A 12,427-nucleotide genomic window follows, 5' to 3' on the forward strand; every position below is an offset into this window, starting at 1 on the left:
ACCACCCCCCTGGCTCAGATCCCGAAGCGCGTCCGGAAGAACTCGTCCAGATCCAGGCGGCCGGCGGCCGGCTCCGGCAGGTGTTCCCCGCCGGGGGCGGCGCGCAATCCATCGAGCAGGACCGACAGTTGACGACCGGTCAGGTCCGCGGCGACGCCCTCGCTCTCGGGGATCCGCGGCGGCAGCGAGACCATCATCAGGACCAGGTCGTACGTGTTCACGTCCCCCCGCAGCGCACCCTCCCCCTGCGCCCGCGCGACGAGCCCGTCCAGGTCGGCCAGCAGGGCGTCGCGGGCGGCGACGAGAGCCGGGCCGGACTCCGTCGTCCGCCTGCGGGAGACGGGGAACATCTGACTGCTGCGGACCTCGGCCATATGGCGCATCACGCGGGTGAACGCGGACCAGGCGTCCGGCTCCTCGGTCAGGGCGCGGGCCAGGACCTCGGAGGTCTCCCGCATATGGCCGATCGCGACCTCCTCGACGAGGGCGCGCTTGTTGGGGAAGTGCCGGTAGATGGTCCCCATCCCGAGCCCGGAGCGGCGGGCGACCTCCTCGATGGACACCTCGTAGCCGCGGTCGGCGAAAACGGCACGGGCCGCACGCAGGATCTGCCGGACGTTCTCACGGGCGTCGGCCCGCTGGGGGCGGGCACCGGAGGGGGCGACTTCGTTCACGTTGCCGAATGTTACGCTCCCGAAGCAGTACCGGAAAATGAATTTCCGGTTAGCGGCGGGGCAGTCCGCGACTGCGGCCTGCCCGCTCTCAGGGAGATACGTATGAGCAGCTCAACCCCCACATCCCTCGCCCACCGCGACTTCCCGTTCGACTTCCGCGGTACCGTCCTGCGCCCTGGCGACGAGGGCTACGACGGGGCGCGGGTCGTCTTCAACGGCCGAGCCGCCGACCACGGCCCCGCGCTGATCGCCCGGTGCGCCGACGAGGACGACGTCGCCACCGCGCTGCGCTACGCGTCCGCACGCGATCTGCCCGTCGCGGTGCGCGGCGGGGGCCACGGCTCCGACGGTCACGCCATGCCGGGCGACGCGCTGGTGCTGGATCTGTCCGGCATGCGCGGCATCACCGTCGATCCGGACACCCGTACCGTGCGGGCACAGGCCGGTGTCCTGCTCGGCGAACTGGACGCCGCCGCGCAGGAGCACGGCCTGGTGGTGCCCTCCGGCACCGTCACCTCCACCGGCGTCGCCGGACTCACCCTCGGCGGTGGCATCGGCCATCTCATGCGGCGCTTCGGCGCCACGGTCGACAATCTGCTCGCCTGCGAGATGGTCACCGTCGACGGCCGGAAGGTCCGCGCGGACGAGAAGGAGAACCCCGACCTGTTCTGGGCGCTGCGCGGAGGCGGCGGCAACTTCGGTGTCGTCACCGCCTTCGAGTACCGCGCCCATCCGCTGGGCCCGGACGTCGTCTCCGGCATGATCGTCTTCCCCGGCGACCAGGCCGCGGCCGTCCTGGCCGAACTGCCCGCCTTCATGGCGCGGGCTCCGCGCGAACTCGGGCTGGCGACCGCGCTCACCTACGCGCCGCCGCTGCCGGACCTGCCCCAGGAGGCGCACGGAAAGCTGATCCTGAACCTCATCCCGGTCCACACGGGCGACTTCGAGGACGCGGAGAAGACGATCGCGGCACTGGCGGCCCTGGGGACCCCCCTGGTCAATACGGTGCGGCGCACCACCTGGCTCGAGACGAACAGCATGCTCGACGTGACCGCCCCCTACGGCCTGCGTGCCGGAGCGCGCGGCGGTTATCTCGCCTCCCTCACGGAGTCCGCGATCGACGCGCTGGTCGAGCGCGTGACCGCCGCGCCGAACTTCCCGGGCACCATCACCGCGGTCAACGTCTGGTCGCTGGGCGGCGCGATCTCCGAGGACGTCGACGAGGACGCCACGGCCTTCTCCCGCGCCGGGGCGTCCTGGCTGTGGGAGACCGCCACCGTGTGGACGGACCCGGAACAGGACGCGGCGTTCGACGCCTGGGCCGGGACGACCGTGGCCGCCCTGCGACCGCACACCCTGCCCAACGCCTACATCAACCTCACGGAGGACCAGGGCGAGGCGTGGCGGCGCGGCGTGTACGGCAGCGAGGCCAAGTACCGGCGGCTCACGGAGACCAAGGCGGCGTGGGATCCCCGGAACCTGCTCCGCCACAACAAGAACATCGCGCCCGCGCACTGACGCCGTCGCCGGGCCCCGGCGACGGCGCGCGCCGACGGGCAGTGCTTCTCGGGCGCGCGGTGAACCAGTACGGCCGTACGGCACACGGGGGCCCGGCTACGGCCGGGCCCCCGTGTCATGGAACTGCGCGCCTCACGGGACTACCGGTGGCTGAACCACGCCATCGCCGGCTGCGCCTTGTTGTCGTAGTCGAACAGCGCCTGGTTCTCCCAGCCGTTGCCGGATGTGGCGTCGGTCGGGTCCCAGCCGTTGCCGGTCACCGCGGTCCAGGTCGACTCCCAGTAGAAGACGCCGAGGCCACGGCCGTTCGGAACGGCCTCCACGATGCTGGCGACGTCGTTCATCCACCGGGTCTGGCCGGCCGTCGTGGCCGGGTATCCGGAGACCAGTTCGCTGGAGAGGTCGATGATGTTCTCGTAGGAGTCGTCGCTGTCCAGACGGAAGGGGTAGGCCGTCTCGGCGACGAAGACCGGCTTGCCGTAGCGGGCGGCCGCGTCGTCCAGGGTCGTCTGGAAGTCGGCGAGCGAGCCGTGCCAGTAGCCGTAGTAGGACAGGCCGATGACGTCGAACTTCACGCCGTTGGAGACCGCGTTGTCGAACCACCAGCGGGTGCCGGTCAGGTCACCGCCCTTGGCGAGGTGCAGCGCCACCTGGGTGGAGGAGCTGACCGCCTTGACCGCGTCGTAGCCGGAGTTGAGCAGACCGGCGAGCTGCGACCAGTTGGAGGTGGAGCCCACGCTCCACAGCATGCCGCCGTTGATCTCGTTGCCCACCTGGACCATGTCGGCCGTGGTGCCCTGCGCCTTCAGCGCGTTGAGGACGTCGTACGTGTGGTTGTAGACGTCCGTCTTCAGCTGGCTGTAGCTGTGTCCCGACCACGCGGACGGCACGGTCTGCGCGCCGGGGTCGGCCCAGGTGTCCGAGTAGTGGAAGTCGACCAGCAGCTTCATGCCCTGCGCCTTGATGCGCTTGGCCAGCGCCAGCACCTGCGTCTTGGTGTTGTAGCCGTCCTTCGGGCTCACCCAGACCTTGACGCGGGCGTAGTTCTGTCCGGCGGACTTCAGGATCGCGAGCGCGTCACCGGTGGTGCCGGAGCTGGTCCTGTACGTACCGCCGAGGGCCTCGCTCTTGGCGAGTGAGGAGACGTCCGAGCCCTTGATGGACGTGCCGGTCGAGCCCGACGTGAAGGTCAGGTCGTCGACGTTGATCCAGTTGCCCGCGTTGGCATCGGAGTTGATGCTGATCGTGCACTGGTTGTTCGTCACCGCGACGGAGGTGACGACACGTATCCAGCCGCTGGCGGAGACCGGCAGGTTGGTGCGCTGCTCGGAACTGCCGCAGTTCTTCAGCGAGATGTACGCGGAGTTCTGCCCGCCGCCGGAGCGGACCCAGGCGGTGAGGGTGTAGTTCCCGTTGGTCAGCCCGGACAGGTACTGGTACGTCTCCACCTTGTAGGCGGAGGACGCGTAGTGGCTGAGGCGGTAACTGCCGCCGTGGCCACCGGACTCGCTGTACGAGGCGCCGGTCGAACCGTACTCGGACCAGCCGGTCGGGGCTGCCGAGCCCGCGCCGTCCGATTCGAAACCGCCGTTGGTGAGCGTGCTGGCCGCCTGGGCGGTCTGCGCGGGCAGGGCGGTGAGGGCGAGCCCGGCGGTGAGCGGGAGGAGCAGGGCCCGGAGGGTGCGTCTGGGATGGAACATCTTCGTCCGTCGTCCCTTCGACAAATGGGGTTGGGGATGTCCCTCGCCGGAGCCGGCGAAGGGGCCCCTCCGCCCGCGGCACGAGCGGCTCGCACGGGCGGAGGGGAGTCGGTTCGGCCGGTGGGGCCTCGGCTCAGCCGTCGAGTCGTACGACCCGGACGGCACCCGCGGGGACCTCGATGCGGCCCGCGGCACGTTCACCGGTCAGCAGCTCGGTGCCGGAGACCTCCAGCGGCACCTTGGCGTCCGACGCGGTGTGGTTGATCGCGAAGAGATACGTCCCCGACTCGCCGGTGCGGCGAACGAGTTCGACGTCGCGGGGCAGGTCGACACGCGCCGCGACCTGCGCGTCCTCGACCGCCCAGCCGAGCAGCGCGTCGAGGCCCTCCGCACCGAGGCGGGTGGAGACGTACCAGGCGGTGCCCTGGCCGTGGCGGTGGCGGGTGACCGCCGGCCGGCCCTCGGTGAGGCCTTCGGCGTACGTCCAGACCGTCTCCGCGCCGCGCGGCACCACGAACTCGGTCCACACGTCGCCGCTGAGCTCGGAGCCGTCGGGTCCGGTGATGCGCACGTTCTCGCCCTGCAAGAGCGGCGAGAACTCCTCGACCGTCAGACCGAGGACGTCGCGCAGCGCGCCGGGGTAGGCGCCCTCGTGCACGGCGTCGTGCTCGTCGACGATGCCCGAGAAGAAGGAGACGACGACGGTGCCGCCGTTCTCCACGTACTCCTTGAGGTTGTTCCCGGCCGCCTCCGTCATCAGGTAGAGGGCGGGCACCACGACAAGGGGATACCTCGACAAGTCGGCTTCCGGGTGGGCGAAGTCGACGGTGAGGTGCCGGTCGTAGAGCGCCTCGTAGAAGGCGTCCGCACGCTCGCGCGGGTCGTGGTCCTCGCTGGGGCGCCAGGCGAGGTTCTGCGCCCACCAGGAGTGCCAGTCCCACAGGACGGCCACGTCGGCCTGGGTGCGGGTGCCTCGCAGGGTGCTCAGCGAGTCGAGGGACGCGCCGAGCTCGACGACCTCACGCCACACGCGCGTGTCGGTGCCGCCGTGCGGGAGCATCGCCGAGTGGAACTTCTCGGCGCCGCGCCGGGACTGCCGCCACTGGAAGAACATGGCGCCCTCGGAGCCGCGCGCCACGTGGGCGAGGGAGTTGCGGGCCATCTGGCCGGGCGCCTTGGCGGGGTTGCGGGCCTGCCAGTTGACGCCCGAGGTGGAGTGCTCCAGGAGGATCCAGGGCGCGCCCCCGGCCACCGAGCGGGTGAGGTCGGCGGCCATCGCGAGGTTGACGTGGGTGCGGCGGCCGTCGGTCATCAGGTAGTGGTCGTTGGTGACGATGTCGACCTCACGGCCCCAGGCCCAGTAGTCGACGGAGTCGCACTGGCTGAGAGCGGTCATGAAGTTGGTCGTCACCGGGACGCCGGGCGCGAGGCGGTGCAGGATGTCCCGCTCCATGACGAAGTTCTCGCGCATGGTGGCGTCGGCGAACCGCTTGTAGTCCAGCGCCTGGGCCGGGTTGCCGACGGTCGGGGCGAGGCGCGGCGGGTTGATGTCCCCGAAGTCCGCGTACCGCTGACCCCAGAACGCGGTGCCCCAGGCCTCGTTGACGGCCTCGACCTTCTCGTAGGTCGTCTCCAGCCAGCGGCGGAAGTGGGCCGCGCAGGAGTCGCAGTAGCAGGCGGAGACGGGAACGCCGTACTCGTTGTGCACGTGCCACATCGCCAGCGCCGGGTGGTCGCCGTAGCGGTCGGCGAGCCGGGTGGTGATGTTCGCGGCGGCCGCGCGGTACTCGGCGTTGCTGTGACAGATGGCGCCGCGCGAGCCGAACTCGTAGCGCACGCCCTCCTGTGACACGGGCAGGGCGTCGGGGTGGGCCCGGTAGAACCAGACCGGCGGCACCACGGTGGGCGTGCCGAGGTCTACGCGGATTCCGTGCTCGTGCAGCAGATCGATCAGACGGTCGAGCCAGCCGAAGTCGTATGCCCCAGGTGAGGGCTCCAGGAGCGCCCAGGAGAAAATTCCGACACTCACCATGGTGACGCCGGCCTCGCGCATCAGCCGGACGTCTTCCTGCCAGACGCTTTCCGGCCACTGCTCGGGGTTGTAGTCCCCACCGAAGGCGAGCCTGGTGAGGCCCCTGGGGGTGGCTTCCGGCATGGATTTCTCCCGTTGTGGTCGATCTTTTGGGAACGTGCACACAGCCGATCAGCGGTGCGAGGCCAAGATAACCGCATGGCAACAACCATTGACAAGTGTCCAGGATGTTTCTCTACTGTGAACGCTCACAGACGCATGGCAGGCCTTCCGCAGCAGGCGGGGGCCCTGGTCAGGGGAGAGATCCATGCCCATCACGAAGCGCAGCCGGCTCAGTCGAGTGGCAGCCTCCACCATCGCCGTCGCCCTCGGCGCCGGCGCACTCGCCGCCTGCGGCTCGTCCGACGGGGACAGCGAGGCCGACTCCGGTCCGGTCTCGCTCACGTACTGGACCTGGACGCCGGGCATGGACAAGGTCGTCGACCTCTGGAACGAGGGCCAGGGCAAGAAGGACCAGATCACCGTCACGGTGAAGAAGCAGGCGTCCGGCGACACGCTGATCACCAAGATCCTCACCGCGCACAAGGCCGGCAAGGCTCCCGATCTGGTCCAGGCCGAGTACCAGGCGCTGCCGACCCTGGTCAGCAATGACGCGCTCGCGGACATCTCGAAGAACGTCGGCGACGCGAAGAGCAAGTTCGCCGACGGCGTGTGGCAGCAGACCACGCTGGGCACTGACGCCGTCTACGCGGTCCCGCAGGACATCGGCCCGATGATGTTCTACTACCGCCAGGACCTCTTCAAGAAGTACGGCCTGACCGTCCCGACCACCTGGGACGAGTTCGCCGAGACCGCCCGAGCGCTGAAGAAGAAGTCCTCCGACACGGACCTCACCACCTTCTCCGCCAACGACTCCGGCCTCTTCGCGGGCCTGGCCCAGCAGGCCGGCGCCCAGTGGTGGACCACCGAGGGCGACAAGTGGAAGGTCGGCATCAACGACACGGCCACCAAGAAGGTCGCCGACTTCTGGGGCGGCCTCGTCAAGGAGGGCGCCATCGACAACCAGCCGATGTACACCCCGGCCTGGAACAAGGCACTCAACACCGGCAAGCAGATCGCCTGGGTCTCCGCCGTGTGGGCGCCGGGCACCTTGACCACCGCGGCGCCCGACACCAAGGGCAAGTGGGCCATGGCCCCGCTCCCCCAGTGGACCGCGGGCGACAACAAGACCGGCAGCTGGGGCGGCTCCTCCACCGCCGTCACCACGGACTCCAAGCACCAGGAGGCCGCCGCCAAGTTCGCCGCCTGGCTGAACACCGACGACGCCGCGCTGCAGGCCCTGGCCAAGGAGAGCGGCATCTACCCGGCCGCCACGAACGCCCAGACCAGCGGCGCCTTCACCACCCCGCCGGCCTACTTCTCGAACCAGTCGGACTTCTACGCCAAGGCCTCCGAGATCGCGAAGACCACGGCGCCCTCGGCCTGGGGCCCGAACGTGAACGTCGCCTACACGACCTTCAAGGACGCGTTCGGCGCCGCCGCCAAGAACAAGTCGGACTTCACCGCCGCCCTGGACAAGATGCAGGACGACACCGTCGCCGACCTCAAGAAGCAGGGCTTCGGGGTCTCCGAGTGACGAGCGCACGCCGGAAGTCGTACGGGGTCAAGGGGGCCCCGTACGCCTTTCTCATCCCCGCAACCATCCTCTTCGCGCTGTTCTTCGCGCTGCCCATCGGGTACGCGGTGTGGCTCAGCTTCCGCAAGGTGCACGTCTCCGGGCTCGGCCTGGGCAAGGGTGCCCGCTCGGAGGTCTGGGCCGGCCTGGAGAACTACACGGACGCCCTCACCGACAGTGAGCTGCTGAACGGCGCGCTGCGCGTCCTCGGCTACGGCTGCATCGTCGTCCCGGTGATGCTCGGCCTCGCCCTGCTGTTCGCGCTGATGCTCGACTCCGACAAGGTGCGGTTCACCCCCTTCACCCGGCTCGCGATCTTCCTGCCGTACGCCATCCCCGGCGTCGTGGCGGCTCTGCTGTGGGGCTTCCTGTACCTGCCGGACGTCAGCCCCTTCTATTACGTGCTGGAGAAGCTGGGCCTGCCGCAGCCGGACCTGCTGGACGGCGGTCCGCTGTATCTCGCCCTGTCGAACATCGCGGTCTGGGGCGGCACCGGCTTCAACATGATCGTCATCTACACCTCGCTCCGGTCCATCCCGGCCGAGGTGTACGAAGCGGCGAAGCTGGACGGCGCCACCCCGACGCAGATCGCCCTGAGGATCAAGATCCCGATGGTGGTGCCCTCGCTGGTGCTGACCTTCTTCTTCTCGATCATCGCGACGCTCCAGGTGTTCAACGAGCCGACCACGCTGAAGCCGCTCACCAACTCCGTGTCCACGACCTGGAGCCCGCTGATGAAGGTGTACCGGGACGCGTTCGGCACCGGTGACATCTACGCGGCGGCCGCCCAGGCCGTGATCATCGCGCTCGCCACGCTGCTGCTGTCCTTCGGGTTCCTGCGGGCCGCGAACCGTCGTCAGAAGCAGGAGGCAGCACGATGAGTTCTCTTGCCGTCCGCAAGACCGAGCCGGCCGCGGGCACCACGCCGGGCGCGGCCCAGGGCCCGCCGCTGCGCCGCCGGATCTCGCTCGTCCCGACGGTGACGCTGCTGATCGGCGCCCTCTACACCCTGCTGCCGGTGGCGTGGGTGGTGATCGCGTCCACCAAGTCCGGCACGGAGCTGTTCTCCACGTTCACGTTCCTGCCGGGATCGGGATTCCTCGACAACATCAAGGACCTCAACGCCTACCGCGACGGCGTCTACTGGGGGTGGATGGCCAACTCCGCCTTCTACGCCGGTCTGGGCGCCCTCCTGTCGACGGTCGTGTCCGCGTTCAGCGGCTACGCGCTCGCGACCTACCGCTTCCGCGGCCGCGAGACGATGTTCAACGTCCTGCTCGCGGGCGTGCTGATGCCGCCGATCATCCTCGCGGTCCCCCAGTACCTGCTGATGGCCCAGGCGGACCTCACCGACTCCTACCTGTCGGTGCTGCTCCCGCAGATCCTGTCGCCGTACGGCGTCTACCTCGCGCGCATCTACGCCGCCGCCGCGGTCCCCGCCGACGTGGTCGAGGCCGGGCGGATGGACGGCGCGAGCGAGTGGCGGATCTTCACCCGCGTCGCGCTGCCGATGATGGTGCCCGGCATGGTGACGGTGTTCCTCTTCCAGTTCGTGGCGATCTGGAACAACTTCCTGCTGCCGTACATCATGCTGAGCGACGACGAGAAGTTCCCGATCACGCTCGGTCTGTACACGCTGCTGGAGCAGGGCGCCAACACCCCGGCCCTGTACACACTGGTGATCACCGGCGCGTTCCTGGCGATCATCCCGCTCGTCGCACTCTTCCTGGTCATCCAGCGGTTCTGGAGCCTCGATCTGCTCTCCGGAGCCGTAAAGTCATGACCATGAGTAACACGGGGGGCCGGCGCCGACCGCCGACGATCCACGACGTGGCCCGCGAGGCCGGGGTCTCACGGGGCACCGTCTCACGCGTCCTCAACGGCGGGCACTACGTCAGCCCGGCCGCCCAGGAGGCGGTCAACGCCGCGATCCGCAAGACGGGTTACGTCGTCAACCGGCACGCCCGTTCACTGATCACCGGACGCTCGGACTCGGTCGGCTTCCTGCTGACGGAGCCGCAGGAGCGGTTCTTCGAGGACCCCAACTTCAACGTGCTGCTGCGGGCCTGCACCCAGGCGCTGGCCGCGCACGACATCCCGCTGCTGCTGATGCTGGCCGGCACCGAGGACGAACGGCGGCGTATAACCCGGTACATCACGGCGGGGCATGTCGACGGTGTGCTGCTGGTGTCCAGCCACTCCGCCGACCCGGTCGCCAAGGAACTGCACGAGGCGGGGGTCCCCCTGGTCCAGTGCGGCAAGCCCATGGGTCCCGGCTCCAAGGTGAGTTACGTGGCCGCGGACGACCGGGACGGCGCCCGCGACATGGTGCGCCATCTGCTGTCGCTGGGCCGTCGCCGCATCGGCGTCGTGACCGGTCCGCTGGATTCCCCCGGCGGCGTCGACCGCCTCGCCGGGTACAAGGAGGTGCTCGCCGAAGCGGGCATCGAGATCGACGAGCGGCTCGTGACCTCCGGGGACTACAGCCGGGCCAGCGGTGAGGAGGGCGCCGAACAGCTGCTGGCCCAAGCCCCGGACATGGACGCGGTGTTCGTCGCGTCCGACCTCATGGCACAGGGAGTGCTGGCAGCGCTGGAGCGGGCGGGACGGCGGGTGCCGGAGGACGTCTCGGTCGGCGGCTTCGACGACTCGGCGGCCGCCCTCTCGGCCCGTCCCCAGCTCACCACCATCCGCCAGCCCTATGACCGCATCAGCGCCGAGATGGTCCGGGTGCTGCTGGCCCAGATCGGCGGCGAGGACTCGGCCGCGGTCATACTGCCCACCGAGTTGGTCAAGCGCGACTCGACCTGACCGGTGCCGTCGCCGCCGCCACGAACATCGGTACGGCGACGAACAAGCGGTCCTTCTCCGCGCGGGCGCGCTGCTCGGCCATCCAGCCGGCGGCGCGCCCTTCGTCCGTGACACCTGCGAGGTCCGTGAGCACCGGGAGTGCCTGCGGCCCGGTGAGGACGAAAGCGCGGATCTCGACGTGCACGTCCTCGAACCCCGCGTCGAGCAGCAGGTTGCGATGGGCTCGCGCGGCGCGCGGCGCGGTGACCCGGTCGGCGCGGGTGTGCACGAGCGCGCGGGTCAGCGCGGGGTCGTCGGAGTCGATGACCATCGTGTCCCAGTCCTGGCCGAGGAGGACGATCCGTCCGCCGGGCGCGAGGACCCTGCGGGCCTCGGCCAACGCCCGCTGCGGTTCGGCGAGTACGTGGAACACCTTGTCGGCCCTGTAACCGTGCACAGCGTGGTCGGGCAGCGGCAGCCGGTACGCGTCCCCGACGCGAAAGTCGGCCTCCGGCCGGCGGCTGCGCGCGACGGCGAGCATCCGCTCGTCCGGGTCGACGCCGACGGCCTCGACGCCACGGTCGGTCAGCTCGGCGACGGCCCTGCCCCCGCCGCAGCCGACGTCCACGACCGCATCCGCGGCCCCCAGCAAGTCGTAGGAGAGCAGGCGCAGTTCGTGTGCGCCCGGCATCCGCTCCACACTGTCGAGCAGGGCGATCAGCCGGTCGGTTCCCTCCGGTGTCCTGGTCATGGGCACCAGGCTGCGACTTAATGTCGGCATGAGGTCAAGCGAGGGGACTCTGAGCATCGGCGCACTCGCCCGGCGCTTCGGCCTGGAGCCGCATGTGCTGCGGCACTGGGAGTCGGTGGGCCTGCTGGCCCCGGACCGGGACACGGCGGGCCGGCGCCGCTACGGTGCCGATGATCTGGTGCGGGTCGCCTTCGTGCTGTGCGGCAAGGAAGCGGGGCTGTCGTTGGAGGCGATCCGGCTGATGGTCACGGGTGACGCCGAGCGACGGCGTGCGATGCTGCGACGCGAGGCGGAGGATCTGCGGGCCCGGATCGCCGCGGCGCAGGCCTCCCTGGAGATGCTCGAGGGCGGGGCGAACTGTCCGCACGAGGATCTGCTGGAGTGCCCGACCTTCCGGCGCGGCCTCGCGCGGCAAGCGGTCAGGATCGGAGAAGCCGCGTCGCACTCCCCCGTCCTACGGTGAAACCACCGACGAAGGAACCCACGGAGGAGCATCCCGATGACCGCAGGACTGAACACCATCATCTACCCCGTCAAGGACATCGCCCGGGCGAAGGCCCTGTTCAGCGCGCTGCTGGAGACCGAGCCGTATGCCGACGAGCCCTACTACGTCGGTTTCAAGGACGCCGGTCAGGACGTGGGCCTCGACCCGAACGGTCACTCGCGGGGCATGACCGGCCCGGTCCCCTACTGGCACGTCACCGACATCCGCGCCCGTCTCGCCGCGCTGCTCGACGCGGGCGCCGAACTGCTCCAGGACGTCACGGACGTCGGCGGCGGCAAGCTGATCGCCTCCGTGAAGGACGCGGACGGCAACCTGGTCGGTATCACCCAGGACAGCTGAGGGCGCACACCCCGGCCGGGTGTCGATGCACGCGCATTAACATTGGGTGTATGGCAGTGAACGCGGCCGGCACCCGGCTCGAGGAACAGTGGCGGGACATCCTGGGGACGCACGCGCGCACGATGTGCGAGATCGACCGGGTGCTGCACCCGCACGGACTGGGCGCGAGCGACTTCGAGGTGCTCGACATCCTCGCGGCCGAGGCGCCCGCGGAGGGCGATCTGTGCCGGGTGCAGAACCTGGTCGGGCGGGTCCATCTCAGCCAGAGCGCGCTGTCCCGGCTCATCGGCCGGCTGGAGAAGGACGGTTTGGTGGAGCGCTCCGTGTGCATGGAGGACCGGCGCGGTGTGTGGGTGACGCTGACCCGCAAGGGCCGCGATCTGCACGCCGAGGTGCTGCCGTTCCAGCGGGACGCGCTGGAGCGGATGCTGGGCGGCTGACGG

12 protein-coding genes are annotated in these 12,427 nt (G+C 69.9%); 8 read left to right on the forward strand and 4 right to left on the reverse strand.

Features of this window, described 5'->3' with window-relative positions; all coding sequences use genetic code 11:
- Window positions 1-14 precede the first annotated feature (14 nt).
- On the reverse strand, window positions 15-674 hold the full coding sequence (locus ACWD3I_RS28970; protein ID WP_365408183.1) for a TetR/AcrR family transcriptional regulator: 660 nt from the start codon (window positions 672-674) through the stop codon (window positions 15-17).
- A gap of 102 nt (window positions 675-776) precedes the next feature.
- Here ACWD3I_RS28970 and ACWD3I_RS28975 point away from each other — a divergent pair, with 102 nt between their 5' ends.
- A complete protein-coding gene (locus ACWD3I_RS28975) occupies window positions 777-2,192 on the forward strand; it encodes an FAD-binding oxidoreductase (RefSeq protein ID WP_365408180.1) in 1,416 nt (471 codons plus the stop codon).
- 140 nt (window positions 2,193-2,332) lie between these two features.
- Here the strand turns inward: ACWD3I_RS28975 and ACWD3I_RS28980 are convergent, their stop codons facing one another.
- Together ACWD3I_RS28980 and ACWD3I_RS28985 are read right to left on the reverse strand one after the other, a co-directional pair.
- The gene (locus ACWD3I_RS28980; RefSeq protein ID WP_365408177.1) at window positions 2,333-3,892 is read right to left on the reverse strand and encodes a glycosyl hydrolase 53 family protein; all 1,560 of its coding nucleotides are present in this window, start codon (window positions 3,890-3,892) and stop codon (window positions 2,333-2,335) included.
- Window positions 3,893-4,025: 133 nt separating this feature from the next.
- Window positions 4,026-6,047, reverse strand: coding sequence for a beta-galactosidase (locus ACWD3I_RS28985; protein WP_365408174.1), 2,022 nt, complete (start codon window positions 6,045-6,047; stop codon window positions 4,026-4,028).
- A 184-nt stretch (window positions 6,048-6,231) separates the two neighbouring features.
- Between ACWD3I_RS28985 and ACWD3I_RS28990 the strand changes: the two genes are divergently transcribed.
- Genes ACWD3I_RS28990 through ACWD3I_RS29005 form a run of 4 tightly spaced genes read left to right on the forward strand, consistent with a single transcriptional unit; the run spans window position 6,232 to window position 10,410 of the window.
- Window positions 6,232-7,560, forward strand: coding sequence for an ABC transporter substrate-binding protein (locus ACWD3I_RS28990; protein ID WP_365408171.1), 1,329 nt, complete (start codon window positions 6,232-6,234; stop codon window positions 7,558-7,560).
- A complete protein-coding gene (locus ACWD3I_RS28995) occupies window positions 7,557-8,480 on the forward strand; it encodes a carbohydrate ABC transporter permease (protein ID WP_365408168.1) in 924 nt (307 codons plus the stop codon). The genes ACWD3I_RS28990 and ACWD3I_RS28995 overlap by 4 nt, the downstream gene beginning before the upstream one ends.
- Window positions 8,477-9,382 carry a carbohydrate ABC transporter permease gene (locus tag ACWD3I_RS29000; RefSeq protein ID WP_365408165.1) on the forward strand — a complete coding sequence of 302 codons (906 nt, stop codon included), beginning with the start codon at window positions 8,477-8,479 and terminating at the stop codon, window positions 9,380-9,382. The genes ACWD3I_RS28995 and ACWD3I_RS29000 overlap by 4 nt, the downstream gene beginning before the upstream one ends.
- Window positions 9,379-10,410, forward strand: a complete 1,032-nt coding sequence (locus ACWD3I_RS29005) for a LacI family DNA-binding transcriptional regulator (RefSeq protein WP_365408162.1) — start codon at window positions 9,379-9,381, stop codon at window positions 10,408-10,410. The genes ACWD3I_RS29000 and ACWD3I_RS29005 overlap by 4 nt, the downstream gene beginning before the upstream one ends.
- On the opposite strand, the gene ACWD3I_RS29010 is transcribed toward ACWD3I_RS29005, so the two are convergent.
- Window positions 10,391-11,140 (reverse strand): methyltransferase domain-containing protein, encoded by a 750-nt coding sequence (locus ACWD3I_RS29010; RefSeq protein ID WP_365408159.1) that lies wholly within the window; start codon window positions 11,138-11,140, stop codon window positions 10,391-10,393. The two genes, ACWD3I_RS29005 and ACWD3I_RS29010, sit on opposite strands and share 20 nt — an antisense overlap.
- A 28-nt stretch (window positions 11,141-11,168) precedes the next feature.
- On the opposite strand from ACWD3I_RS29010, the gene ACWD3I_RS29015 reads away from it, so the two are divergent.
- From ACWD3I_RS29015 to ACWD3I_RS29025, 3 genes are read left to right on the forward strand one after another with little or no spacing between them, the layout of a single operon-like run.
- Window positions 11,169-11,603, forward strand: a complete 435-nt coding sequence (locus tag ACWD3I_RS29015) for a MerR family transcriptional regulator (protein WP_365408156.1) — start codon at window positions 11,169-11,171, stop codon at window positions 11,601-11,603.
- 36 nt (window positions 11,604-11,639) lie between these two features.
- On the forward strand, window positions 11,640-11,984 hold the full coding sequence (locus ACWD3I_RS29020; protein ID WP_171140046.1) for a VOC family protein: 345 nt from the start codon (window positions 11,640-11,642) through the stop codon (window positions 11,982-11,984).
- Window positions 11,985-12,034: 50 nt separating this feature from the next.
- Window positions 12,035-12,424, forward strand: a complete 390-nt coding sequence (locus ACWD3I_RS29025) for a MarR family winged helix-turn-helix transcriptional regulator (RefSeq protein ID WP_365408153.1) — start codon at window positions 12,035-12,037, stop codon at window positions 12,422-12,424.
- Window positions 12,425-12,427 lie beyond the last annotated feature (3 nt).

Source organism: Streptomyces sp. NPDC002817 (assembly GCF_053592055.1).